This window comes from Huaxiibacter chinensis, from assembly GCF_022171985.1.
In the GTDB taxonomy this organism is placed as follows: domain Bacteria; phylum Pseudomonadota; class Gammaproteobacteria; order Enterobacterales; family Enterobacteriaceae; genus Enterobacter; species Enterobacter chinensis_A.
In genome coordinates this window covers 517,396-543,638 of record NZ_JAJVHF010000001.1, presented here as the reverse complement: position 1 = coordinate 543,638, position 26,243 = coordinate 517,396, and the positions used below count along the sequence as shown (strand labels likewise).

The window sequence follows — 26,243 nt, the reverse complement described above, 5'->3', positions numbered from 1 at the left end:
GTGGATGACTTAAGCAAACAGTTATGCAGCAGTAGCTACGCGAAGGATAACGGCGTTCTGTACGACAACGACACCGTTTATGTCCGTGACGATGCGCCTGCCTTCGCGCTACTGGAGATGAGACGCGTGCTGGGGCGATCGTTTGCCCCGGTGACCCTGACGGCAGAAGCCTTTGAGGAGATGCTGGCAAAAATCTGGCAGCAAAGCAGCGGCGTATCGCAACAGATGGTTGACGATATGGATGCGGATATCGACCTGATGGCGTTAACCGAAGATATTCCGGATAACGAAGATCTGCTGGATAACGACGAAAACTCTCCGGTGATCCGTCTGATTAACGCCATTCTTGGTGAAGCGGTGAAGGACGGCGCGTCGGATATTCATATCGAAACCTTTGAGCGCACGCTGAGCATCCGCTTTCGCGTCGACGGCGTGCTACGTCCGGTGCTGCAACCGGCGCGTAAACTCGCGCCGCTGCTGGTTTCGCGCATTAAGGTGATGTCCAAACTGGATATCGCCGAAAAACGTCTGCCGCAGGATGGCCGTATTTCCCTGCGCATTGGCCGCAAGGCGATTGACGTGCGTGTGTCCACTATTCCCTCGCAGTATGGCGAGCGAGTGGTGATGCGCCTGCTCGATAAAAGCAACCTCAAGCCGGACATCAATAAACTCGGGTTAATTGATGAAGAGCTGGAAAAATTAAAAGGGCTGATTGACCGTCCCCACGGCATTATCCTGGTGACCGGGCCGACGGGGTCCGGGAAAAGTACCACGCTGTACGCGATCCTGTCGGCGCTCAATGGTCATGAACGCAATATTCTGACCGTGGAAGATCCGATTGAGTATGAGCTGGAAGGGGTCGGGCAAACGCAGGTTAATCCCCGCGTGGACATGACCTTTGCCCGCGGACTGCGTGCGATCCTGCGTCAGGACCCGGACGTAGTAATGATCGGGGAGATCCGTGACGGCGAAACCGCGCAAATTGCGGTGCAGGCCTCGCTCACCGGTCACCTGGTGATGTCGACCCTGCACACCAACAGCGCGGCAGGGGCCATCACCCGTTTACGCGATATGGGGCTGGAGTCCTTTTTAATCGGTTCATCGTTGCTCGGTGTCATTGCCCAGCGTCTGGTGCGTCGGCTGTGTACCCACTGCCGAATCACCAGTCCGCTGGATGCCAATGAAACGGCGCTGTTCAGCTTTATGGATGCCCCGCCAAAAGCCATTTACCGCGCGGTGGGCTGCGAACATTGCCGCCAGAGCGGCTATCAGGGGCGTGCCGGCATTCATGAATTCCTGGTGGTGGACAGCGCAATGCGTCGCGCTATTCACGAAGATAAAGACGAGATGTCGATTGAAACGCAGCTGTTTAAGCAGGCCTACAGTCTGCGGGAAAACGGTCTGCTGAAGGTGATTAGCGGCGTCACCTCGCTGGAAGAGGTGATGCGCGTGACGGCGGAACGGGGAGGAGACGACTGATGGCCTTCTACGCCTGGACCGCAACGAACGCGGCGGGGAAAACGCAGCGCGGCACGCTGCAGGCCGAGGGCCAAAAGCAGGTTCGCCAGATGCTGCGCGAGCAGAAGCTGATGCCGGTGAGCGTTACGGAGACGCGGGAAAACGCCGCATCCGGAAAAGCGCAAACCGGCGCGAAGCTCTCCACGCCGGTGCTGTCGATGTTTACCCGTCAGCTGTCGACGCTGATCAACGCCGCGCTGCCGCTGGAAAGCGCGCTTAAGGCCATTTCAAAGCAGACGGAAGACAAAAAGCTGGCGGCGATGGTGGTCGAGATCCGTGAAAAGGTGGTGGAGGGTCACACGTTATTTGACGCGTTTAGCCAGTTTCCACGCACCTTTGACAAGCTTTACTGCACGCTGGTGATGGCGGGTGAAAAAACCGGCCATCTGGGCGAGGTGCTGGAGAAACTGGCGGACTATAACGAACAACGCCAGAAGATGAAAAGCAAACTCACCCAGGCGATGGTGTATCCCATTACCCTGACGGTGGTGGCGATAGCGGTGATCAGCATTCTGCTGGTGGCGGTCGTGCCGCAGGTGATAGAGCAGTTTACCCATATGAAGCAGCAACTGCCGCTCACCACCCGGACGCTGATTGCCGTCAGTGATTTCCTGCAGGCTTACGGGATATATATCGCCGGCAGCCTGGCGGGAGGCTTTATTGGTTTCAAAACCTGGCTTAAAAGCGCGAAAAACCGCTTTCTGTGGCATCGCTGGCTGGTCAACGGCTCGCCGATCAAAAAGCTGGTCTGCGCCATTAACAGCGCCCGCTATATCCGTACGCTGAGCATTTTGCAGGCCAGCAGCGTGCCGCTGCTGGAGGGCATGTATATCGCGATGGACGGGATTGAAAATCTGTTTGCCCGCCAGGTGCTGGAGCAGGCGGCGGATACCGTCCGTCAGGGGGCGACATTATATTCTGCGCTGGAACAGGCGAAATTATTCCCGCCCACCATGCTGTATATGATCGCCTCGGGTGAAGAGAGCGGCGAATTAGGAAATTTAATGGATCGCGCCGCAGAAAATCAGGAATCGGCTTTACAGCATCGTATTACTTTAACGCTGTCGGTATTCGAACCGGCGCTGGTGGTCTCTATGGCCACGATTGTTCTGTTTATCGTGATGTCGATATTACAACCGCTTCTGCAACTTAATAATATGGTAGGTTAACATGGCTATGAAAAATAAAAACCTGGCACGCCAGGCGGGCTTCACCTTGCTCGAATTAATGGTGGTAATTGTTATTCTGGGCGTTCTCGCCAGTATGGTGGTGCCTAATTTAATGGGCAATAAAGAGAAAGCGGATGCGCAGAAAGCGACCAGCGATATTGTGGCGCTGGAAGGTTCGCTGGATATGTACAAGCTGGACAACCACCGTTATCCCACCACCGAACAGGGCCTGCAGTCGCTGGTCACCAAACCTGAGATCGCGCCTGTGCCAAACGGTTACCGCGCGGATGGCTATATTCGCCGTCTGCCACAGGACCCGTGGGGCAGTGACTATATTCTGGTGAGCCCGGGTGAACATGGCGCCGTGGATATCTTTTCCGCAGGCCCGGACGGCGAAGCCAATACTGCCGATGACATCACAAACTGGTCAATCGATAAACAAGCAAAATAATGAAAAAGCAACGCGGCTTTACTTTGTTGGAAATTATTCTGGCGCTGGTGATATTTGCCAGTTGCGCCATGATGGTGGTCTCCACGATACCGTCACGTAGCGGTGCGGATATATTTGGCCAGCAATTAAAAGCCCTTGTTGATTATGGTTCCGATCGCGCGGTTATGGACGGAAATATCGTCGGGCTGGTGATTACACCGGACAGCTTTCAATTATTGACCTTAAAGGAAACAAACGGAGAGCGGCACTGGGTGCCGTTATCCGCAGGTCGAATTACGACGAAAGGCCATTTTCCGGAAGAGATGCACGCGTCGCTATCGCCGCAAAGACTGTCCTCCACGATGGATGCCGACCCCCAGATCGTTTTTCTGCCTGACGGGGAGATCAGCCGCTTCACGTTGACCTTACAAAGTTTTGATAAACAACATCATTTCCGCGTGGTGTCGCAAGGCGCTTCGCCCGTACAGGTAGAGAACGATGGCTAAATGCACCGGTAAGCAAAAAGGGATGACGCTGCTGGAGGTGATGGTGGCGCTGGTGATCTTCTCCACTGCCGCGCTGGCGCTGATGAACTCCGTCTCGTTGAACGTGCGCTTTACCTTCGGGCTGGCCGACACGCTACAGGCGGGCTGGGTGGCTGAAAATCTTCTGGCGCAGGCGCAGTTGAGTAAAAGCGACTTCCCGGATGCCCAGGAGAAAGGAAGCGAAATCATGGGCGGGCGCAGCTGGAACTGGCGCAAGCAGCGGGTCAAAACGGCGGACAACGGCTGGGCGAATGAGGTTCAGGTCTATGCCGAAGGCGATGAGAGCCAGCCGGTGATTGCCCTGCAGATCATTCCACCAGGAGAGACAAAGTGAAGAAAGTGCAGCGCCAGCAAGGTTTCACCCTGCTGGAGATCATGATTGCGCTGACTATTTTTGCGGTGATCAGCACGCTGGCCTGGCAAATTCTGGATGGGGCGATGCGCAACAGTTCCGCAACCGACGCCAGCGCCGCAAAACTGAACCAGCTTCAGCGCACCTGGAGCCTGATGGAGCGTGATTTTTCGCAGCTGCAGGCGCGTGCGCCCCGTAACGAGCCGGATCGCTTTCGTCAGGATGGCAGCACGCTTGAACTGACGACCTTAAGCGGCGTGAGCGGGCAGATCCAGTTGGAACGGGTGCGCTGGCGGCTGGAAGAGGGGCGCGTCTGGCGTGACGTCTGGCCAACCATCGACAGCCCAGCGGGAACAAAGCCGGAAGAGGTGCCCATTCTTGACGACGTTAAAGCGATGACATGGCGGTTTTATCATCAGGGCTGGCTTACGGGCTGGACGGATACCGAACGTCAGCCTGACGGCGTTGAGCTGACCCTGACCCTGAAAAACGGTGAAACCTGGCGCTGGGTCTTTTTAACGCCGGGCGATATTCCCACAGCGGCAGCGGCTGAAAATGCAAGCCCTGAAACACCCGCGGCAGAGACGACGCCAGACTCACCGGTGACGCCTCCGCCGCAGGCGGAAGCGCCATCCGCACCCGGAGGCCAGCCGTGAGCAGAACGGATAAACAGAAAGGGGTCGCTCTGCTGGTGGTGTTGATTCTGCTGGTCATGATGTCGGCGCTGGCGGCAAAAATCAGCCAGCAGTTCAGCCGTAACCTGCAGAAAACCCATTATCAGGTCAGCCAGCAGCAGCTGCGCTGGGCGATGCTGGCGCAGGAGAAGGTCATCAAAGATCGGCTGCAAAGCGACGCGAGCGGGGAAAACCACCCCCTCGACCCGGAAGGGGAATGGCATCAGCCGCTGGAAACGCAGGGCGAGGACTATACGGTGGTGGGCCAGGTCGAAGACGCGCAGGACTGTTTTAACGTCAATAACCTGGTGAGCCGTGAAAACGAACCCTCAAACCAGACCGGTACGGCGATACCTGAAAAGCCCCGTAAGCAGCGCATCGTTGAGCAGATTCTGACCGAAAGCGGCTTAAACCCGGGCACCGCCGAAGAGGTCTATTTACAGCTGGTGGACTCGCTTGATGGCGATGACACCACGGTAAAAGAGGCGAAGGAGAGTGATGCCTGGGCAAGCGTGCAGCCGCCGCGTTTACCGGCGAACCAGATAATGCGCACCCTTGCCGAGATCAGGCAGCTTCCGGCCTTTCCGGCCGCGGCCTGGCCTCGCGTGAGCAAGCTGCTCTGCGCGCTGCCTGACGCGGCGACAAAGGTGGATGTGAACACCATTAAGCCAGAGCAGGCGGTCGTTCTTGCGGCACTCTTCCCGGGCAAACTGACCGCGGATGATGCCGTGCGCCTCATCGACGCGCGTCCGGAGAAGGGCTGGGAAAACGTAGAGGCGTTCAGCAAGGTGCTGGAACAGACCTTCCCACAGTTAAAAGACGATGTGCCGCAGGTGGCGGAGTTGATCTCCACCAGTAGCCGCTATTTCCGGGTGAACTATACCGGAAACACTGACGATTTAACGCTTCGCGCGGTAAGCCAGCTGCAGGTGAATGCCGAAGCCGGCGAGATCGTGACGTGGCAGCGTCGTTACCGAATGATTGAATAACAAAAGTCGAACACTATGAAACAGGTACTTTTTATTCGTCCTGACAGCCGTGAGGACGGGAAAATAGGGTGGTGTGTATCCGGTAGCCAGCAGGTTGACACCCTGCACGGTGTGGCATCCCTGACGGCGCTTGCCGATCATGCCCTGGCGGGAAACGTCTGTCTGCTGTTACCCGCCAGTGAGATGATTTTCCGCCACTTTACGCTACCCAAAAAAGGGCTTTCCGCTCAGGCGACGCCGTTTTCCTGGATGGCTGAAGAGACGTTGATCGGCGACGTGGATAATCTGCACTGGACCGTGCTCGCGAAAAAGGGCCGTGAGGTTGACGCCGTGGCCATCGACGCGACGCGCCTGCGGCAATGGTTATCGCTTTTCGCCGAAGCGGGCCTCAGGGTCGTTCAGGTTCTGCCTGATGCGTGGTTATTGCCGGTGAGCCCCGGCGGCAGTACGGTGGTGGCGCTGGACGATCACTACTGGCTGCGTTTTTCCCCGAACGTTGCGTGCCACGTGGACGCGACCCTGCTGGCGATGCTGATGCCAAAAAGCGGGGAGGGGGCGGTGAGCTGTTACGGCGACGTTCCGCAGGGGATGGAGGTTGATGAACAGCATGACTGGCAGCACCCGCTGGTGCTGATTCAGCCCCAGTGGCAGGCCTGTCGCATCAACCTGTTGCACGGTGAGTTCAGCCTCAAAACGCGTGCCGGCAAGGCCGGTAAAGGGACCAAAGCGGCACTGCTTGCCATGGCGCTGCTCTCGCTTGGGCTGTTGACGGGTCCCCGTGTCGCCATGGCCTGGATGCTGGTTCAGCAGGAAACCCATCTGCAGCAGGAGATTATACAGCTCTATCAGCACCACTTCCCGAGCCTGCGCCACCAGACCAATATCAAATACCATTTTGGTCAGAATATGCGAAAACAGACCAAAGGCGTCTTTCTGCAACTCGAGGAGCTGGAACAGGTTAAAGCGGCTATTCCGGCACTGGAGATCACCTCGCTGGAATATGACAAAACGGGGGGCGCATTAACGCTTAATGTCAGTGCAGAAAACCAGCAGGCCTTGCAGGAATTTATGACCCGCACCCGCGAGCATTTCAATTTCTCGCTCCAGCCGGTCTCCAGCGAAGCACCTTATACCGCAATGATAAATGGAACTTATAAATGAAAGAACGTATCGGTCAATTGAAAGCGCGCTATCAACAATACAGCAGCAGGGAAAAAGTCATTATTAAATTCGGCGCGGCGGCACTGTGTTGTGCGATGGTGTATTACTCGGGAGTCATTCCATTGGATAATATGATTAACAACAGCAAAATGACGCTGAAGCAGCAAACAGAAACCTTCAGCTGGATGCGCGAAGAGATAGACAAAAATCATCTTCAGGTGCAACTGATCAAAACGAATAATCCGCGCAGCGTGGTCGAGAACAGCGCGCACGAGATTAATTTGACCCTGACCGATGTCCGTCAGGACGGACAAGTGCTGTCATTTGTGGTGAATCGGGTCAATGTGTATGAATTAAAAAACTGGCTGCGTGAAATTAATATGTCGTCCGGGGTCAGACTGGAGAAAATGAATCTCACGCCGGTGGATCACCTGAGTGACGTGAAGGCAGAAATCCAGCTCACCTGGAAGAAGAGTGCATGACCACGCTCACCCTGATCCGGGAGGGGTATCCGGTTGGGTTTTCCGCGGCGAGTGCGGTATTAGGGGCCATCGTGGGAAGCTTTCTCGGCGTGGTGGCAGAGCGCCTTCCGGCTTTACTGCTCAATGAAGAAAGCAGCGGGAACCTCCTCTTTCCCGCTTCCCATTGCCCGGCCTGTCAGCACCGGCTTGCCGCCTGGGAAAATATCCCGTTGGTCAGCTGGCTCCTGCTGGGCGGGCGCTGCCACCACTGTCGGTGCGCGATTCCGCTGGGCCTTTTTTTAATCGAACTTTTTTCCGCGCTTTTATTTGGGCTTACCGCGTGGTGTATTCCAGGAGAACAGACGCTGCTCTCTCTGTGGATATTCGCGGCCTTTTTACTGCCGCTGGCAATCATTGACGGGCGCTACCAGCTTTTGCCCGATGCCCTGACGCAACCTCTGCTCTGGGTGGGCCTGCTTATCCATACCGTCGATGGCGCCTTACCCCTGCGCGATGCCTTATACGGCGCGGTAGCAGGCTATCTTTCGCTCTGGCTGGTGTACTGGGCATTCCGCCTGACCACCGGGCGTGAAGGGCTCGGCTACGGGGATTTCAAGCTGCTCGCGGCGCTTGGCGCCTGGTGCGGCTGGCAGGCGTTACCTTCCATAGAATTTATTGCCGCATTAAGCGGTATTGTCGGGTATGTATTATTGACCGCTTTGCGTAAAAATATCCAAACGATTCCTTTTGGTCCCTACCTGGCTGTGGCGGGTATGGTGATATTTATTGCACAGATCTTTGGTTTCATCATTTAAATAAACAGGTCAAGTTTTTTCGTCAATTTTTTCGATAGGGGAACATAAAGACGTCGTTAAATACAACGTGTATTGTGAGCGTCAGAAGCTAAATGGATTTTAGGCTTGGGTGTTATTAATGGAGTGCGTCAACACGTCACATGTATTTTGGTCACCGCTATTCATGTTCAAAAACATAACGTGTGTAATAGAGTCCATGTTTTAAGGAAGACATGGGTAATTAATCTATCCGAATAAATTTATCAGGAATTGAAATGAAATTTATGAAGCCTAAATATCTGGCGCTATTTGTCGCTGCGGCGGCAAGCCCTGTTTTTGCAGCGGCACCAGGTACTCCGTCCATTACCAGTGGCAACGACAAATTTGCTATTGTTGAAGTCGATCAGGCCGCGCAGGATTATAAAAACCTTGTCAAAGTCCATCCTGACGGGGCGGACGTGAAGGTTGAGTGGAACGTCTGGAGCGGCGATGCGCCAACGTCTGCAAAAGTATTGCTGGATGGTCAGACCGTATGGACCGGGGCAGGCAGCGCCGCAGGCTCTGCAACGTTCAAAGTCAAAAAAGGCGGGCGTTATCAGGAAGTGGTTGAACTCTGTAATGCCAGCGGCTGTACCAAAAGCCCGAGTAAGTTGATTGTCGTGGCTGATACCGACGGCAGCCATCTTTTACCGCTGACCACCACCCTGCAGGAAAATAACAAAGCTTTCGCGCAGCACACCGATAAAGTGGTTGCGGCCTATTTCCCGGAGTGGGGCGTTTACGATCGTAACTTCCCGATTGATAAAATCCCGGTCGACAACCTGAACCACATCATTTATGGCTTTATCCCAATGTGTGGCGGGGACGGCATCAACGACAGCGCCAAATCCACCGGTGCGCTGGAATCCCTCAAACGCGCCTGTGCGGGCCGTCCGGATTACACCGTGGCTATCCACGATCCATGGGGTGCCCTGCAAATGCCTCAGAAAGGCGTAACCGGCTGGGACGACCCCTACAAAGGAACCTACGGCCAGATGATGGCGCTGAAAAAAGCGCATCCGGGCCTGAAGATCCTGCCTTCTATTGGCGGCTGGACCTTGTCTGACCCGTTCTATCAGCTGCACGATAAAGTGCTGCGTGACCGCTTTGTCGCTTCTGTGAAAGACTTCCTGAAAACCTGGAAATTCTACGACGGCGTGGATATCGACTGGGAATTCCCGGGCGGCGGCGGTGAGAATGCGACGCTCGGCAATCCGAAAGTGGATAAAGAAACCTACACCCAACTGATGCACGATCTGCGCCAGATGCTGAACGAGCTGTCAACCGAGACAGGCCGTAGCTATGAGCTGACCTCTGCTATCGGTTCCGGTTGGGACAAAATTGAAGATGTGGATTACAAAACTGCTCAGCAGTACATGGATTACATCTTCCTGATGAACTACGACTTCTACGGTGCGTGGAGCAATACCGATCTGGGCCACCAGACGGCGCTGTATGCGCCTGCCTCTAAACCTGACACGGCGTACACCACCGACAACGCGATTAAAGCGATGCTGGCACAGGGCGTTCAACCGGGCAAAATTGTTGTGGGTGCAGCAATGTATGGCCGCGGCTGGACCGGCGTGCATGGTTACACCGGCGACAATCCGTTCACCGGCACGGCGACCGGCGCGATCAAAGGGACCTGGGAAAATGGCATCGTTGACTATCGTCAGATCGTCAACCAGATGAAAGGCAAAGCGGGTTGGGAGTATAAATACGATACCACCGCTGAAGCGCCGTATCTGTTCAATAAATCCACCGGCGAACTGGTGACGTATGACGACGCGCGCTCCGTCGCGGCGAAAGGGAAATACGTTCTGGATCATAACCTCGGCGGTATGTTTGCCTGGTCCATTGATTCCGATAACGGCGATATCCTGAACGCAATGAACGAAAGCCTGGTCGGCGGCGGTTCTGCACCGGTTGATCCTGTGGTAACGAACCACGCACCTGTTGCCTCTGCATCAGACGTGGCCGTGACCGGTCCGGCGACCGTGAACCTTGACGGTTCGTCGTCAGTCGATCCTGATGGCGATGCGATCACCTACAAATGGACCCAGATTTCCGGTCCAACCGTCTCCATCACCAACAGCACCAAAGCAAAAGCGTCCTTTAACGTGGCTGCGGTGACCAGTAACCAGACGCTGGCATTCCGTCTGACGGTGAAAGATGCGAAAGGCCTCTCCAGCTCGGTCGATGTTCAGGTCCTGAACAAAGCGCCAAAAGCGAACCTGGCCCCGGTTGTTAACCAGATGGAAGCGGTCACCCTGGAAGCAGGCCAGACATACTCCCTGCATGCTCAGGCCGCCGATCCTGATGGCGATGCGCTGACTTACTCCTGGAGCGTTCCGGCTGATATGCACGCTACCGGTACTGATACCGCAAACGTCAGCATCACCGCACCGGAGCTGACCTCTGAATCCTCTTACACGCTGAGTGTGATTGTTTCTGATGGTAAAACCAGCGTCCAGTCTAACGTTCAGGTGACGGTCATGCCTAAACCTGCAGCGGAAGAGCCGTCTGATGTGCCTGCCGACGTGCCTGCCGATGTTCCCGCAGACGAACCAGCAGACGTTCCGGCTGATGAACCCGCGGACGTGCCAGCGGATGAGCCTGCTCAGCAGGGCTCTTGCGATGCACCGGTCGATGCAAATGCCAGCAAATATGCGGCATGGGATGCAAGCAAGATCTACAACAGCGGCGACACCGTTAGTGCCGACCACCTGGTGTGGAAGGCGAAATACTGGACGCAGGGTAACAAACCTGGTTTCGACGTAGACGCGTGGGAACTGGTCAGCCAGGTGAAATTCAACTGGCGCTCTGATGTGGTTTACAACGGTGGCGACACCACAACGTATGAAGGTTCTGTATACCGTGCGAAGTGGTGGACCCGTGGTGATAAGCCAGGCAACAGCGACGTATGGGTGAAAGAAGGTGCAGCAACCGACTGCAAATAATCGTCTGACCCTGATGCGGAATAATTAAATCCGCCATGGAGGACCACATCCTGCTCAGGATGTGGTCCCCAACCTCAATCCTTACTTTTTTGCACAAGGAGCCATGCAAATCACCGTCAGGAACAGAAATGAAACGTCTTCTTTTTGTTTTGCTTTTATTTTCCCAAACCACCTTTGCTAATTGCTGGGATAACGCCGCCCGTTATTATCACGTTGATCCCTGGTTATTATATGCCATTGCCAAAGTTGAATCGGGAATGAATCCCTACGCCGTTGGCGTTAACCACGACGGCACGCGGGATGTGGGGCTGATGCAAATCAACAGCTCGCATTTTCAGGCGCTTGCGCGCAAGGGAATCGATGAGTATCGGCTGATGACCGAACCCTGCACCTCCATCATGGTGGGGGCCTCGATATTGTCCGGGATGATTAACGTTTATGGTTATAACTGGGAAGCGGTCGGTGCCTATAACGCCGGATTAAAAAAAGATAATTATCCGCAGCGAATGATCTATGCCCGTAAAGTCTGGAAGCAATACCAGCAAATGAAAATGACGCAGCAGATAAATTATACAGAGTGATTTTTTGTTTTTTGAAGAATGCCGTTGCGTGTTCTTCAGAAAATGAAAAGTACCCAGGGTTTATTTATTAAAGGATTAATAAATAAGCCGGGAATGTGATTTATTTCTCTCAACATTTACAGGAATATTTGAAATGAATAAAAGGACATTGCTGAGTGTACTCGTCGCAGGGGCATGCGTTGCCCCGTTCATGGCACAGGCCACGATGTTGCAGGCCAGCGCCAGCGAACCGTACACCATGAAAGCCAGCGATCTGCAAAAGAAAGAGCAGGAGTTGACCAGCTTCCCACTGATGGCTTCCGTTAAGGAGACCATTCGTACGCTGGACAACAGTCTGGTCGAGCAGATTGAACCTGGCCGGGCCGCCAACCCGGACAACGTCAAGCGCGTTGAAGGGATCGTGAAGGCCAGCGACTGGGAATACCTGTTCCCGATGCGCGCTAAAGAGTACACCTACAGTAACTTCCTGAAGGCGGTGGGCAAGTTCCCGGCGCTCTGTAAGACCTATAATGACGGCCGTAACAGCGACGCGATTTGCCGTAAAGAGCTGGCAACCATGTTTGCTCACTTCGCTCAGGAGACCGGTGGCCATGAAAGCTGGCGTCCGGAAGCCGAATGGCGTCAGGCGCTGGTCCATGTGCGTGAAATGGGCTGGACCGAAGGCCAGAAGGGCGGCTACAACGGTGAGTGTAACCCGGATATCTGGCAGGGTCAGACCTGGCCTTGCGGCAAAGATAAAGACGGCGATTTCGTTAGCTACTTTGGCCGTGGCGCGAAGCAGCTCTCTTACAACTATAACTATGGCCCGTTCTCCGAAGCGATGTTCGGCGATGTCCGCACCCTGCTGGATAAACCCGAACTGGTGGCGGATACCTGGTTAAACCTGGCGAGCGCCATCTTCTTCTTCGCCTACCCACAACCGCCAAAACCAAGCATGCTGCAGGTGATTGACGGGACCTGGCAGCCGAACGATCACGATAAAGCGAACGGCCTGGTGTCAGGCTTTGGCGTCACCACGCAGATCATCAACGGCGGCGTAGAGTGCGGTGGTCCAACCGAAATCGCCCAGTCCGAAAACCGTATCAAGTACTACAAAGAGTTTGCTAACTACCTGAAGGTGGCCGTACCGGCGAACGAAGTCCTGGGCTGTGCCAACATGAAACAGTTTGACGAGTACGGCGCGGGCGCGCTGAAAATCTACTGGGAACAGGACTGGGGATGGAGCGGCGAGACGCCAGACGGTAAGACCTACTCTTGCCAGCTGGTGGGCTACCAGACGCCATTCAGCGCCTTTAAAGAGGGTGACTATTCCAGATGCGTGCAGAAGTTCTTCAACGTGAACATCGTGAACGATGATGGCTCTTCCGTTACGCCTGCCGATGAGGTCAAACCGACGCCTGCGCCGTCTGACGATACGCCTGCACCGGTTCCGTCGGATGAGACTCCTGCTCCTGCGCCTGCGCCCTCTGACGACACGCCAGCTGAACCTGCTACCGTGAACCACGCACCGGTTGCGCACATTGCGGGTCCGATTGGAGCCGTTGATGCAGGCGCGCAGGTTTCTCTGAGTGCCGAAGGGTCGACCGATGAAGACGGTCACCAACTGACCTACACCTGGCGTAGCCAGGACGGTCAGACGGTGACCGGTGCCGATAAAGCGGTCGTCACCTTTACCGCGCCAGAAGCCGCCACGGCACAGCAGTATGAAGTCAGCCTGACGGTCAGCGATGGCGAACTGAGCAGCACCACCTCCTACCTGCTGAACGTGAAAGCGAAAGCGGCGACCCCTTCTCAGGATGAAGGCACTTATCCTGGCTGGAGTGCGAACAGCAAGTACAAGGCCGGCGATATCGTGAACAACCACGGTAAGCTGTTCCAGTGCAAACCGTTCCCGTACAGCGGCTGGTGTAACAACGCCCCGGCTTACTACGAACCGGGCGCAGGTCTGGCCTGGGCAGACGCCTGGTCAGCGCTCTAAAAGCAAAACGGCAACCTTCGGGTTGCCGTTTAACCTATGCACGCTTGATGCATCAGCTTTAACGATGCAGTTTCCCGTGATCGCGCAGCCACGCTGCCGTCTGCACGATCCCCTCATCCAGGGTGACGACGGGTTTATACCCCAGCTCGGTTTCGGCGCGTGTGGTATCCAGCGTAAAATCAAAGTTGAGTTTTGACACGCCGTAGTGGGTTAACGCAGGCTCTTTCGCCGACTTATTGCCTAACCGCTCCATGCTGCGGGCAATCATGTCCAGCATCGGATAGGGCACCGAACGGATGCGGCAGTGGATGTTCAGTTCATCAATCAGCTTCTGCACAATGCTGCGCAGCGTGCGCGGCTCACCGTTGGTAATGTTATACGCCCGTCCGGACACCAGATGGTCGCACTCGGGCTGGCTGGCCAGCCACATCGCGTGGATCGCGTTTTCAAAGTAGGTCATGTCCACCATCGCATCACCGCCGCGCGGCAGCAGCACGCTGCCGTAATGGTGCATCATGTGCGCCAGACGCGGGATAAACACTTTATCATGCGGGCCAAACAGGCTTTGCGGGCGCAACACGGTAAAACGAGTATGCGGGTTCGACTGCGCCAGCAGATCGATCACCTCTTCGCTGGCCGCTTTACTGCGGGCAAATTCACAGGCGAAACGCGCCGGGCGAAAATCTTCCTGAATATCGCGGTGGTGGTGATAATCGAAATAGAGCGAAGGCGAAGAGATATGGATAAAGTTACGCACACCCCAGGCGACGGACCACTCGCCCAGACGACGCGTGGCGCGCACGTTTGCCAGGTCGAACGCCTCCTGCGTACCCCAGGGAGAGGTAAAGCTGGAGCAGTGCCACAGGGTGTCGATACCGGCCAGCATAACCTTAGCCTGGGAAGAGACCAGTTCCGTCAGATCGGCCTGGATGAACTCCGCGCCCATCTTTTGCAGGAGTTTCCCCATCGCTTCATTGCGACCGGTAGCTCTGACGCTGATGCCTTTTTTGCGCAGAAACTCGACCGCGTTTCGGCCTAAGCCGCTGGTGGCGCCGGTAACCAGTACCTTCATATCAATCCACTGTGTTGAAAAGAATTTCGTGCGCATTCTTCCGTGATTTACGCCATGATGCAATGGGAAAGGTGAAAGTTTAAGAGTTTTATTTACGCTTTTTCTCTTGCTGTTCTGCCCGTTGCGCAATGCGTTTTGCCATTCCACGGAAGATAAACAGATGCGCGGGGATCATTAACAGCCAGTAAAACAACCCCGGCATTCCGTGGGGATGCCACCATGCGCGCACGTCCAGTTCACGGAAATCGCCTTTATCCTTGAGGGTGAAACAGAGCCGCCCAAGACCGGGCGCTTTCATGCCAAACAGCAGCGCGAGCTGTTTTTCCGGTTCCACAATAATCACCTTCCAGCTGTCGACGGCGTCGCCAACCTGAAGATAAGGGGAGGCGGGCCGGCCCTTTGCCAGCTTATGGCCCACCAGCAGGTCCAGCATGCCGCGCGTTTGCCACAGAATATTGCCGAAGAAGTAGCCCTCTTTCCCGCCAATCTGGTTCACCACCTCCCACAGCGCGGCGAGGCTCGCGGAGGTTTTAACGGTGAACCCCGCCTGTTTAGGGAAAAAGCCGTACTCGGGGCGCCAGCGGGCAAAAGCCTGTGCGTCATATCCCCAGTCGCTGGAGTTCGCCAGTTTTTCTTCTTCTTTCAGGGTGTGACGTACCGCATCGTCAAAACGGATCAGGTCCTGCGGAATCAGCGCGCGGAGATCGCGGTCATCTGCCAGCAGATCGTGTTTCAGTCCCTGGATCAGCGCCCTGGCGGTGGTTGGCGGCACAGAGGTAATGACGTTCAAAAACCACACCGAGATCCAGCTTGTCGGGAAGGGGACAGGGATCAACAGACGATGCCGTCCGCTCACCCGCATAAAATGCTCGAATTGCGCCTGATAGCTCAGCACCTCCGGGCCCGCCGCTTCCAGCACCCGATGCTGTTGCGTCGGGTGGTGCAGCAACTCCACCAGGTAGTGAAGTAAATTTTCCAGCGCAATGGGCGTGGTGCGTGAGCGCACCCAGCGCGGCGGGGTCAGCACCGGCAGGTTATAGACCATATCGCGCATCACCTCGAAGGCGGCAGAGCCCGCGCCGACAATGATTCCGGCACGGAGTTCGGTCAGCGGAATATTCGCGCTGCGCAGGATCTCTGCCGTCAGCTGACGGGCGCGAAGGTGATCGGATTGTTCGTTTTCGGGTGCCTGAAGCGAGCTTAAAAAAATAACCTGCTTCACGGGGGTTTGCAGCAGGGCATCGCGGAGGTTCATCGCGACCTGACGTTCATGCGCGATAAAATCGCCGCCTTCCCCCATGCTGTGAACCAGATAGTAAAGGGTATCGACGTTTTCCAGCAAAGCCGGGAGCGCGTTGGGCCAGTTAAGATCGACCACATGACAGCTCACGCCCGGCAAATTTTGCTTTTGCAAACGCTCCACGTTACGTGCCGCGGCCCGCACCTGATATCCGCGATCGCTTAACGCGGACGTGAGATGCTGACCGATGTAGCCGCTGGCGCCTAGCACCAGAATTCGTTGCGGCACGTTGTGCTCCTTAGCGCTGTAAAAATGCCTGCCAGTGTTTTACCACCTCAGCCAGCTGCTCGCGTTTCACGTCAAGGTGCATCACCAGGCGCACCACCGGCGAGGCATTGATCAGCACCCCGTGGGCTTTCATGTGCTCGCCGAGCGCAGCGGCGTGCTCGTCTCCGACGCGAACAAAGAGCATATTGGTGTCATGGCGCATCACGTCGACCCCGATGTCACGCAGCTGCGTCGCCATCCATGCTGCATTGTCATGATCGTCTTTCAGACGGGTGACGTTGGTTTTCAGGGCATAGAGGCCCGCTGCGGCCAGAATACCGGCCTGACGCATTCCGCCGCCGGTCATTTTACGCCAGCGGTTTGCGCGTTTGATGTAGTCCGCATCGCCCACCAGCAAAGAGCCTACCGGCGCGCCCAGCCCCTTGGAGAGGCAAATGGTGAACGAGTCGCAATACTGGGTGATCGCTTTCAGCTCGCAGCCATACTCCACAACGGCGTTAAAAATACGCGCACCGTCTACGTGCAGACCCAGCTTGCGCTCGCGGGTAAACTCCCACGCAGCCTTTAGGTAGTCACGCGGCAGCACTTTGCCGTTATGGGTATTTTCCAGGCTCAGCAGTCGGGTACGGGCAAAGTGGATATCGTCCGCTTTGATTTTAGCCGCCACTTTGTCCAGCGGCAGGGTACCGTCAGAGGCGGCATCGATAGGCTGCGGCTGGATGCTGCCCAGGACCGCCGCGCCACCGGCTTCGTAGAGGTAGTTATGCGCGCCCTGACCGACAATGTACTCTTCGCCGCGTTCGCAGTGGCTGAGCAACGCCACCAGGTTCGCCTGCGTGCCGGTGGGCAGGAACAGCGCGGCCTCTTTACCGCTTAATTCTGCGGCGTAGCGCTGTAGTTCGTTTACCGTGGGATCGTCACCGTAAACGTCATCCCCCACCGGGGCGGTCATCATTGCCTGGAGCATGGCGCGACCCGGCCGGGTCACGGTATCACTGCGAAGATCAATCATGTCATATCCTTAAACGCATCCCCCTTCACGCCGCCTTTAGGCGTCACAAAGGGTTTTGCGTATGACTTTAAAAGGATATTTTTACCTGAGCCAGTTGGTTTTTGCCAGTTCCATCACTTCGTCACCGCGACCGCTGATGATCGCGCGCAACATATAGAGGCTAAAGCCTTTGGCCTGCTCCAGTTTGATCTGCGGCGGGATAGCCAGTTCGTCTTTGGCGACCACCACGTCGACCAGCACCGGGCCATCGATTGAGAAGGCACGTTTTAGGGCGTCATCAACCTCTGAGGCTTTCTCAACGCGTATGCCGGTTATGCCGCAGGCCTCGGCAATGCGGGCAAAGTTGGTGTCCTGTAGCTCGGTGCCGTCAGTCAGATAGCCCCCGGCTTTCATCTCCATGGCGACAAAGCCCAGCACGCTGTTGTTAAAGACCACGATTTTGACCGGCAACTTCATCTGTACCACCGACAGGAAATCACCCATCAACATGCTGAATCCGCCGTCGCCACACATTGCCACCACCTGACGCTCCGGTGCGGTGGCTTTGGCCCCCAGCGCCTGTGGCATGGCGTTCGCCATAGAGCCGTGGTTGAACGAGCCAATTAAACGGCGCTTGCCGTTCATTTTCAGATAGCGGGCAGCCCAGACGGTCGGGGTGCCGACGTCGCAGGTGAAGACGGCGTCCTCGTCGGCAAAATGGCTGATTTGCTGTGCCAGATACTGAGGATGAATCGCTTTTTCGCTGGGTTTCGCCAGATCGTCCAGGCCTTTGCGGGCATCACGATAATCGCTGAGCGCTTTGTCGAGGAATGTCCGATCTGTCTTCTCTTCCAGATGCGGCAGCAGGGCGGCGAGGGTTGCTTTGATATCGCCAATTAACGCCATGTCGACCTTGCTGTGGGAGCCAATGCTGCCGGGGTTGATGTCAATCTGGATGATTTTTGCATCCGTCGGGTAAAAGGCGCGGTAGGGGAACTGCGTACCAAGAAGGATCAGCGTGTCGGCATTCATCATGGTATGGAAACCAGACGAGAAACCAATCAGGCCAGTCATGCCCACGTCGTAAGGGTTGTCGTATTCAACGTGCTCTTTGCCGCGCAAGGCGTGGACGATCGGCGCTTTAAGCTTTTCGGCAAATTCCAGTAACTCTGTATGCGCGCCGGCACAGCCGCTGCCGCACATCAGGGCGATATTGCTGGAGTAACGCAGCAGTTGCGCCAGTTTTTTCAGCTCTTCTTCCGCCGGGGTAACGACGGGCTGCGGAGCGGAATACCAGTGGCTGCTGGCGCCTTCCGGCGCGGCTTTTAGCGCGACGTCGCCGGGCAAGACGACCACCGAGACACCGCGATTCAGGATCGCTTTGCGCATCGCTATCGCCATCACCTGCGGGATCTGCTCTGGCGTGGAGACCAGTTCACAATAGTGGCTGCATTCACGGAACAGCTCCTGCGGATGCGTTTCCTGAAAATAGCCGCTACCGATTTCACTCGACGGGATGTGGGCCGCGATCGCCAGTACCGGTACACGGTTGCGGTGGCAGTCGAACAGGCCATTGATCAGATGGAGGTTACCGGGACCACAGGATCCGGCACACACGGCCAGTTCACCGGTCAGTTGCGCCTCGGCGCCTGCGGCAAAGGCGGCGACCTCTTCATGGCGGGTGGGCATCCATTCGATGGTTTTCATCTTATTGAGACTGTCGCTCAAGCCGTTAAGCGAATCTCCGGTCACGCCCCAGATGCGTTTAACGCCAGCCTGTTCCAGGGTTTTTGCGACGTACGCGGCTACGGTTTGCTTCATGGTTGTCCATCTCCGTTTATGTGATATCGATAACAAGCTTAGAAGAAAAGCGCCGTTATGCCCGCGAAACACCCCCTATTAATCGTTGCTTTCATTGCGTAACAATTCGTCATATTGTGGTATCACCTCAGGTGAAAACAGGAATCATTTCAAATGGTTAAATCATTGTTAATATCTGTTAATAAAACGCTAACGCATGAAGATGCCGGAAAGCTGCTGCTCCGTCTTGCCGTTGGGGGGCTTATGCTGTTCCATGGCCTGCATAAGCTGTTTGGCGGGGTGGGCTTTATCAGCGGCATGCTGGTGGAGAAAGGGCTGCCCGGGTTTATTGCCTACGGCGTGTTGATAGGCGAAGTGGTGGCACCAGTGCTGATTGTACTGGGCATTTTCACTCGTCCGGCGGCGCTGGTGTTGGCGTTTACCATGGTCGTAGCGTGGCTGATGGTGGGCACCGGCAAAACCTTCGCGCTGGACGCGGTAGGCGCCTGGGCGATTGAGAGCCTGGTGTACTTCTTTATTGGTGCGCTGGCGGTGGCAGGTTTAGGGGCAGGGCGTTATTCGGTGGTGGCAAATCCGGCGTGGAAATGATCTCCGGCCCGGCGCAGAGTGTTGCGCCGGGCAGTGGGTCACTCCAGTTTGCCAATCAGCTCGCGGCTTTGCTTAATCATATTCAGCGAGCGGAGATCGTGTAGCTGCAAAAGCCCGATAAAGATAAGGTCGGTGATACAGTTTTGTGCCGTGCGTGAAGAGATGGAGGAGCTGCGCCATTCATCCTCGTTCGACAGGGTATCCACGGCATAATGGGCAATGCGTCGCAGCGGGCTTTTGTTCACGGAGGTGATAGCGATCACCGTGGCGCCTTTGGCTTTTGCGGCGTGTGCCGCCAGGTTAATCTCTTTTTTTCTGCCGGAGTAAGAGAGCACAATCTGGACGTCAGCCGGGGTAAGCGCCTGCGCAACCGTCAGCTGAACGTGAGAGTCCACTTCGCACGCCACGTTATAGCCAATTTTCATCAGCTTAAAGGCGAGATCTTTTCCGGCAAGCGCCGATGCGCCGAGGCCGGTGATCTGAATTAACCGGGCTTTATCTAGCGCATGAATAATCGTGGTGAGCGTGGGAAAGTGGATGCAGTGGGTGGTTTTCTCCAGTGCCATCCGCTTTTCAAGAATGAGCTTTTCCGCTATCACCTGCAGCGAATCGGACTTATTGATTGAACTGTGCAGAACAGGTTCATTTTCCGTTTTATTTTCACTGATGATCGAGATTTTTAGCTCGGTAAAGCCTTTCGCCCCTACTTTTTTAGCAAATTTACTGATAGAGGATTGGGCCACCTGCAGGAGTGAGGCCAGCGAGTGGGTGGTCGCATCTTTGAGTAATTCAATATTGTTAACGATATATATCGCTATTTTTCTTTCTGTCGGTGAATAGTTTTCCAGCCCCGATTTTATTTTATTGATATATCCCACGTGATGCGCCTTTTCCCTACCGAGTTAACAGGGGAATATAATTTATTCAATGTATAAATACAAATTATAATTCATGCCCTTACGTAAGTTTAATTTGAATTCTGTCACAAATCCTTAAAAATGAAACGTTAATTCCATTTTAAACTTTATAAAAGTGATCAATGATTCCTTCCGGTTTATTTATCTCTGGCCAGAAAAATAAAGAAAAACAGTATGAATGATAAGGATGGAATATGAATAATGGATTGAAGTATTTAGCAGGATTATTATTTACAGTGACCTTTTGCGGCAATGCCGCTGTGATATATCAGGCAGATGATGGATCGAACATCGATTTATATGGACGTCTGGGTTTTAACGTCTCCGATAAAAAGTCCGGGGATACCTCTGGCGATTTCGACGGCCGTATCGGCTTCTCTGCCCGTCAGGCAATCAACGAGAAACTGGCGGTGATTGGTTTTACCCAGTACCAGGTGAATGCGGCGGAGTATGCCAACAATATCAGCGCTGAAGACCCGGATGATTTTACGGCGCGTTACGTCTGGGCCGGGCTGGATTTTGCCGAGTGGGGGAAAATCACCGCAGGGCGCGTCTCTTCGGGGTTGATCATGTTCACCGACATTGGCGATGTGTTTGCCAGTTCTGATGTCGCCATGGCGCGACAGGCCAACGTTATCGATCCAACTGCCGTGCAGGTTTTTCGCCAGGACGGCACGATCCAGTATCAAAACACGGCAGGCAATTTCGATTTTTCCACCGCCTGGATTCTGGGCAATAACAGCTCAGACCTGGATTACGGCGTTAACGCTGCGGTGCGCTATACCCTGGATATGAGCGGCGCGGGAAAGTTTCAGCCGGTGCTGGCTATTCAGCAGTCGCAGGCCAGCCACGATGACACCTCGGTTCAGTCGGATGATGATGCCGATAAATATCAGATGTGGGGCGTGGGGGCGCGCTACTACCTGGGCGATGCCATGCTCGGTTTGCTCTATGCAGAAGATACCGTTGAGTATCTCGACGGGCGGCCGGACAGTACCGACAAAGATTATGAAGCCACGCTGGTCTACAGCCTGACGCCGGAGTGGTGGCTCCGCACGGGCTATCGTCATCTGGAAAATACCGATGGCGACGGACTCTCGCTGCGCGATACGACCTTAGAGGTGCAATATAAAGCGACCGCTAAAAGTTCGATATACGCCTCTTACTCCTGGCGTAACGGCGAGGCCGGGGTGAATCGGGTGACCAATAAACGGGTGTCGTTTGGCGGCAGCGACCCGGACGATGATTATTTCCACCTGGGATTACGTTACGAATTTTGAAGTTCGCCCGCATTTTCTTAACGTTTTGGGAAAGGACATTTGCATTGTCCTTTCCCGCAGGAGTAAATATGAAGAGTTTAATGCTGTTATTTCTGCTTATTTTTACCCATACAGGGTTTGCGCAGCGGAATATGCAGATTGCGGATAACGTCGTTGTCATGGCGGCAAAAGGCGCTAAAGTGTCCATGTTTTCTAAACAGGTGGATTTACCGGATGGGGATCAAAAGCTGGTGGTTAAATTTGATAGCCCCATTAATCCTGAATCTATTAATCAGGGTAAAGGGCGAATTACCTCGGCGTTTTACCTGCTCGCGTTTCATTATACCGACAGCGCGCCCCTGATGCTGGCGGCAGGAAACGTCAGTAATGAACGCGAGGCAAAAAGCGAGGCGTTAAGCCCGCACTTTACGCTGACGGCCGGAAACCGCGCGGTGCCTTTTACGCTTGAGAAAATAGACAAAGAGGGCGTCACGCTGTTTACCGATTTTAACGCATGGCTGAACGGTAAAAGGGGGGAAGACGTTTCATCGCCTGCGCAAAATCGCGATGAAACAGAGAAGGTACAGCGCGCATTTATTGGGTTGTCAGACAAACAAAAAGTGATCTTTATGCAATGGTTACTCACTTACAAAGAAGAGAGCATGTAATGTCGAAGAGCATCGATCCCCAGTTGTTAACGGAAATTCTGACGTTGGTGGGCGGTGAGGAGAACATCCTCAGTTGTGGCAATTGTATGACCCGATTACGCATCCGGGTGAGTGACGTAAACGCCATTCAGCCTGATATCTCGCAAAAACTCGCCGGTAAGGTGAGTGGGGTGGTGATTAACGGCAATGAAGTGCAGGTTATTTTTGGCGTGGGCAAAGCGCAGCGTGCTGCAGAAGGAATGAACAACCTGCTCGGCAAAAAAGATCTTAGCGCCATCGCGGCGGAGAATAAAAGCCAGCTCAAAAGCAAACAACAATCTTCCCTGCAGCAGTTCCTCGCCAACTTTGCCACCATCTTCACGCCGCTTATTCCGGGATTTATTGCCGCCGGTTTGATGCTGGGTATCGCCACGCTTATCGGGACCATGATGCATGTCGCGCCGGATGCGAAAGGCACGCTTCCGGATGCGCTCAACTTTCTGAAGGTCTTCAGCAAAGGACTGTTCACCTTCCTCGTCATCCTGGTGGGCTATAACGCGCAGAAGGCGTTTGGCGGCACGGGCGTCAATGGCGCCATCATCGCTTCGCTCTTTATCCTCGGCTACAACCCGGCGGCGACGGTGGGTTACTACTCCGGTCTGCAGGACTTTTTTGGCCATGCGATAGACCCGCGCGGGAACATCATTGGGGTGCTGCTTGCCGCCTGGGCGGGGGCCAAAATCGAACGCACGATCAGGCGTTTTATTCCTGATGAGCTGGACATGATTTTAACCTCCATGCTGACGCTGCTGGTGACGGCGGCCCTGACCTTTATCATCATCATGCCAGTTGGGGTCTGGCTGTTCCAGGGGATGTCGTGGCTCTTTACGCACCTCAACAGCAACCCGCTCGGGTGTGCGGTGCTGGCGGGCGTCTTCCTGATTGCGGTGGTTTTTGGCGTGCACCAGGGCTTTATTCCGGTCTATCTGGCGCTGATGGACAGCCAGGGCTTTAACTCCCTGTTCCCGATTCTGTCGATGGCGGGCGCGGGGCAGGTTGGGGCGGCGCTGGCGCTGTACTGGAAAGCCGATAAGAGCTCGACGCTGCGGTCTCAGATTCGTGGGGCGATCATCCCGGGCTTTCTGGGCGTGGGCGAACCGCTGATCTACGGCGTGACGTTACCGCGTATGAAGCCCTTTATCACGGCTTGCGTCGGGGGGGCGGCGGGCGGGCTGTTCATTGGGTTTATCGCCTGGATGGGCTTGCCGGTCGGGCTGAACAGCGCCTTTGGTCCGTCGGGGCTGGTGGCATTGCCGTTAATGACCTCCGATCAGGGCATCGTGCCGGCTATCGCCGTTTACGCAGGTGGCGTGGTGGTGGCGTATGTCGCCGGCTTTATCGCAACGGCACTGTTTGGGTGTAAAAATGTCGACTTAGGATGAGGACACAGGTATGAAAGCGAAAGCCATTTATGCGGCGTTATTGATGCTCTCTTCGGCGGCGCTCGCCGCTGAATCTCCGGTGCTGCATCATGCCAGCCCGGAAAGCGTGGGATTTGATAGCCAGAAGCTCGCCAGGCTCGATGGCTGGATCCAGCAGCAGGTGGATGCGGGCTATCCGGGCATGAACGTGCTGATTGTCAAAGACAACGCCATCGTCTGGCAGAAAGCCTTTGGCGATGCAAAAAAGTACAACGGGTCGGCGTTAATGGCGGTGCCGATTAACGCCACCACCAGTACGCTCTATGATTTGGCGTCAAACACCAAGATGTATGCGACAAATTTTGCGCTACAGAAGCTGGTGTATGAGGGCAAACTGTCGGTTGACGATCGCGTGGCAACGTACCTGCCGGGCTTTGCTGACCGGCCGACCGACACCATCAAGGGCAAGGACCGTCTGCGCATTATCGATATTTTGCATCACACCGCAGGATTTCCCGCCGATCCGCAGTATCCCAATCAGCAGGTGGCTGGTGCGCTCTTTTCCCAGGACAAACGCACCACGTTAGACAAAATCAACCGCACGCCGCTGACCTACACCCCCGGTACGCGTCATCTATACAGCGACGTGAATTATATGATCCTCGGATTTATTATCGAAGCCGTCACCGGCATGCCGCTGGACCGGTATGTCGAAGAGACGATCTATCGCCCGTTGGGCCTGCATAACACGGTGTTTAATCCGCTGAAAAAAGGCTTTCGTCCAGAGCAAATTGCCGCCACGGAGCTGAATGGCAACACGCGAGACGGCGTCATCAGCTTCCCGCACATTCGCACCTCGACGATCTGGGGGGAGGTGCATGACGAAAAAGCCTGGTATTCGATGGGCGGCGTCTCGGGACATGCGGGGCTCTTTTCCACGACGGGTGATATGGCGGTGCTGATGCAGGTGATGCTCAACGGCGGCGAGTACGGGCAAACCAGACTGTTCGATCGCAAGGTGGTGGAGGCATTTACACGCCCTTCAGCGGAGGACAAGACCTTTGGGCTCGGCTGGCGCGTGAATGGGACTTCCGCCATGACGCCAACCTTTGGCACACTCGCCAGTCCAGAGACTTACGGGCATACGGGATGGACAGGCACCTTAACGGCAATTGATCCCGTGAACCACATGGCGATTGTGATTCTGGGTAACCGGCCCCATTCCCCTGTGGCGGATCCAAAAGCGAATCCCAATGTGTTTGAAAGCGGCTTACTGCCTGCTTCCACCTATGGCTGGATTGTCGATCAGGTGTATGGCGCATTGCGCTAAAAAAAAGCCCGGGCATCTGACATGCCCGGGCTCGTATCATGCGTTTGCTTTACGCCAGAACCAGCTCCCCCTGGGGGTGGCAGGAGCAGGCGAGCACGTATCCCTCGGCGATTTCTGCGTCGGTTAACGTCATGGTGCTGCTCACCGTATAGTCCCCTGAGACCACCCTGGTTTTACAACACCCGCACACGCCCGCACGACAGGCGGCAACGACCGGGACGTTATTGCTTTCCAGCGCCTCGAGCAGCGTGGTGCCCACGCGGCCAAAGAAGGTCTGAGCCGGTTGCAGCTTCGTGAATTTGATGCCGCTCGTCGCGGCCTCTGCCACCGGCGTAAAGAACTGCTCTTTAAAGAAGCGGGTCACGCCGAGCGCCTTCACGTCTGCTTCCACCGCGTCCATGTAGGGCGCCGGGCCGCAGGTCATCACGGTGCGTTGAGCAAGATCCGGCACGCTCTGCAGCAGTTCGCGGCTCAGGCGGCCAGGAACAAAGCCGTGGGTGGCGTTGTTTTCCGCCACCATTGTTACCGGATAGTGACGCCATTCGTCGGCAAAAATCACATCATCCGGCGAACGTACGCTGAAGATCGCCTGGACATCCGCCTGTGGACGGTTTTTTGCCAGCCAGCGACGCATCGACATAATCGGCGTGACGCCGCAACCGGCAGCCAGCAGCAGGAATTTATCTTCCGCTTTGTCATCACAGGTGAAATCCCCCTGAGCGTCCGACAGCCAGAGGTAATCCCCGCGCTTCACGTCCCGGGTCAGCCACTGCGAGCCTGCGCCCTCATCGATACGACGAATGGTTAGCGTAATGTACTCGCTCACGCCCGGCGTTGAGGAGAGGGTGTAGGCGCGCAGCGTGTCCGCTGAGTTGCGGACACTGACCAGCGCATACTGACCTGCACGGTACGGATAGTAGTCATGGCACAGCAGGGACAGCGTCCACACATCCGGCGTCTCCTGATGGATGTGATGAACCTGCATCCGCCACGGACATTGTGAGGTTGGCATGGTCAT

The 26,243-nt window shown here is 55.4% G+C and carries 24 protein-coding genes; 18 read left to right on the top strand and 6 right to left on the bottom strand.

Going from position 1 to position 26,243, the window contains the following annotated elements; all coding sequences use genetic code 11:
* The 13 genes from gspE (at position 1) to LZP96_RS02580 (ending at position 13,651) form a co-directional block, all read left to right on the top strand.
* Positions 1-1,479, top strand: a complete 1,479-nt coding sequence (gene gspE, locus LZP96_RS02640; protein WP_064325506.1) for a type II secretion system ATPase GspE — start codon at positions 1-3, stop codon at positions 1,477-1,479.
* Entirely contained in the window at positions 1,479-2,687 is a 1,209-nt protein-coding gene (gene gspF / locus LZP96_RS02635; protein ID WP_064325507.1) for a type II secretion system inner membrane protein GspF, read from the top strand. The genes gspE and gspF overlap by 1 nt, the downstream gene beginning before the upstream one ends.
* A 1-nt stretch (position 2,688) precedes the next feature.
* Positions 2,689-3,138 carry a type II secretion system major pseudopilin GspG gene (gene gspG / locus LZP96_RS02630; protein ID WP_064325508.1) on the top strand — a complete coding sequence of 150 codons (450 nt, stop codon included), beginning with the start codon at positions 2,689-2,691 and terminating at the stop codon, positions 3,136-3,138.
* Positions 3,138-3,623, top strand: coding sequence for a type II secretion system minor pseudopilin GspH (gspH, locus tag LZP96_RS02625; RefSeq protein ID WP_064325509.1), 486 nt, complete (start codon positions 3,138-3,140; stop codon positions 3,621-3,623). Before gspG ends, gspH begins: the two co-directional genes overlap by 1 nt.
* Complete coding sequence (gene gspI, locus LZP96_RS02620; RefSeq protein WP_064325510.1) at positions 3,616-3,996, top strand: type II secretion system minor pseudopilin GspI; 381 nt, start codon at positions 3,616-3,618, stop codon at positions 3,994-3,996. Before gspH ends, gspI begins: the two co-directional genes overlap by 8 nt.
* Positions 3,993-4,670, top strand: a complete 678-nt coding sequence (locus LZP96_RS02615) for a type II secretion system protein GspJ (RefSeq protein ID WP_064325511.1) — start codon at positions 3,993-3,995, stop codon at positions 4,668-4,670. The genes gspI and LZP96_RS02615 overlap by 4 nt, the downstream gene beginning before the upstream one ends.
* Positions 4,667-5,677 (top strand): type II secretion system minor pseudopilin GspK, encoded by a 1,011-nt coding sequence (gspK, locus tag LZP96_RS02610; RefSeq protein ID WP_064325512.1) that lies wholly within the window; start codon positions 4,667-4,669, stop codon positions 5,675-5,677. Before LZP96_RS02615 ends, gspK begins: the two co-directional genes overlap by 4 nt.
* Positions 5,678-5,692: 15 nt before the next feature.
* On the top strand, positions 5,693-6,838 hold the full coding sequence (gspL, locus tag LZP96_RS02605; RefSeq protein WP_064325513.1) for a type II secretion system protein GspL: 1,146 nt from the start codon (positions 5,693-5,695) through the stop codon (positions 6,836-6,838).
* Positions 6,835-7,320 carry a type II secretion system protein M gene (locus LZP96_RS02600; RefSeq protein ID WP_258925679.1) on the top strand — a complete coding sequence of 162 codons (486 nt, stop codon included), beginning with the start codon at positions 6,835-6,837 and terminating at the stop codon, positions 7,318-7,320. The genes gspL and LZP96_RS02600 overlap by 4 nt, the downstream gene beginning before the upstream one ends.
* The gene (locus LZP96_RS02595) at positions 7,317-8,114 is read left to right on the top strand and encodes a prepilin peptidase (protein ID WP_258925678.1); all 798 of its coding nucleotides are present in this window, start codon (positions 7,317-7,319) and stop codon (positions 8,112-8,114) included. Before LZP96_RS02600 ends, LZP96_RS02595 begins: the two co-directional genes overlap by 4 nt.
* Before the next feature lie 254 nt (positions 8,115-8,368).
* Positions 8,369-11,092, top strand: a complete 2,724-nt coding sequence (locus tag LZP96_RS02590) for a glycosyl hydrolase family 18 protein (RefSeq protein WP_064325516.1) — start codon at positions 8,369-8,371, stop codon at positions 11,090-11,092.
* A 128-nt stretch (positions 11,093-11,220) separates the two neighbouring features.
* On the top strand, positions 11,221-11,673 hold the full coding sequence (gene iagB, locus LZP96_RS02585; RefSeq protein WP_064325517.1) for a type III secretion system invasion protein IagB: 453 nt from the start codon (positions 11,221-11,223) through the stop codon (positions 11,671-11,673).
* A 133-nt stretch (positions 11,674-11,806) separates the two neighbouring features.
* The gene (locus LZP96_RS02580) at positions 11,807-13,651 is read left to right on the top strand and encodes a glycoside hydrolase family 19 protein (RefSeq protein WP_064325518.1); all 1,845 of its coding nucleotides are present in this window, start codon (positions 11,807-11,809) and stop codon (positions 13,649-13,651) included.
* 58 nt (positions 13,652-13,709) lie between these two features.
* Here LZP96_RS02580 and LZP96_RS02575 read toward each other — a convergent pair whose 3' ends face one another.
* From LZP96_RS02575 to poxB, 4 genes are all read right to left on the bottom strand, one after another.
* Positions 13,710-14,723 (bottom strand): 3-beta-hydroxysteroid dehydrogenase, encoded by a 1,014-nt coding sequence (locus tag LZP96_RS02575; protein ID WP_064328096.1) that lies wholly within the window; start codon positions 14,721-14,723, stop codon positions 13,710-13,712.
* Positions 14,724-14,811: 88 nt separating this feature from the next.
* Positions 14,812-16,251, bottom strand: a complete 1,440-nt coding sequence (locus LZP96_RS02570; RefSeq protein ID WP_064325519.1) for an SDR family oxidoreductase — start codon at positions 16,249-16,251, stop codon at positions 14,812-14,814.
* 10 nt (positions 16,252-16,261) lie between these two features.
* Positions 16,262-17,263: a low-specificity L-threonine aldolase gene (gene ltaE / locus LZP96_RS02565; protein WP_064325520.1), complete on the bottom strand. Its 1,002-nt coding sequence runs from the start codon at positions 17,261-17,263 to the stop codon at positions 16,262-16,264.
* A gap of 81 nt (positions 17,264-17,344) precedes the next feature.
* Complete coding sequence (gene poxB / locus LZP96_RS02560; RefSeq protein ID WP_064325521.1) at positions 17,345-19,063, bottom strand: ubiquinone-dependent pyruvate dehydrogenase; 1,719 nt, start codon at positions 19,061-19,063, stop codon at positions 17,345-17,347.
* 153 nt (positions 19,064-19,216) lie between these two features.
* Between poxB and LZP96_RS02555 the strand changes: the two genes are divergently transcribed.
* Positions 19,217-19,651 (top strand): DoxX family protein, encoded by a 435-nt coding sequence (locus LZP96_RS02555; RefSeq protein ID WP_064325522.1) that lies wholly within the window; start codon positions 19,217-19,219, stop codon positions 19,649-19,651.
* Positions 19,652-19,689: 38 nt separating this feature from the next.
* On the opposite strand, the gene LZP96_RS02550 is transcribed toward LZP96_RS02555, so the two are convergent.
* A complete protein-coding gene (locus tag LZP96_RS02550) occupies positions 19,690-20,529 on the bottom strand; it encodes an SIS domain-containing protein (RefSeq protein WP_064325523.1) in 840 nt (279 codons plus the stop codon).
* A 233-nt stretch (positions 20,530-20,762) separates the two neighbouring features.
* Between LZP96_RS02550 and LZP96_RS02545 the strand changes: the two genes are divergently transcribed.
* The 4 genes from LZP96_RS02545 (at position 20,763) to pbp4b (ending at position 25,225) form a co-directional block, all read left to right on the top strand.
* Positions 20,763-21,848 carry a porin gene (locus LZP96_RS02545; protein ID WP_064325524.1) on the top strand — a complete coding sequence of 362 codons (1,086 nt, stop codon included), beginning with the start codon at positions 20,763-20,765 and terminating at the stop codon, positions 21,846-21,848.
* Between the two features lie 68 nt (positions 21,849-21,916).
* The gene (locus LZP96_RS02540; RefSeq protein WP_064325525.1) at positions 21,917-22,495 is read left to right on the top strand and encodes a DUF2057 family protein; all 579 of its coding nucleotides are present in this window, start codon (positions 21,917-21,919) and stop codon (positions 22,493-22,495) included.
* Positions 22,495-23,916 (top strand): PTS N-acetylmuramic acid transporter subunit IIBC, encoded by a 1,422-nt coding sequence (murP, locus tag LZP96_RS02535; protein ID WP_064325526.1) that lies wholly within the window; start codon positions 22,495-22,497, stop codon positions 23,914-23,916. Before LZP96_RS02540 ends, murP begins: the two co-directional genes overlap by 1 nt.
* A gap of 10 nt (positions 23,917-23,926) precedes the next feature.
* Complete coding sequence (pbp4b, locus tag LZP96_RS02530; RefSeq protein ID WP_064325527.1) at positions 23,927-25,225, top strand: penicillin binding protein PBP4B; 1,299 nt, start codon at positions 23,927-23,929, stop codon at positions 25,223-25,225.
* 49 nt (positions 25,226-25,274) lie between these two features.
* On the opposite strand, the gene hcr is transcribed toward pbp4b, so the two are convergent.
* On the bottom strand, positions 25,275-26,243 hold the full coding sequence (hcr, locus tag LZP96_RS02525) for an NADH oxidoreductase (protein ID WP_064325528.1): 969 nt from the start codon (positions 26,241-26,243) through the stop codon (positions 25,275-25,277).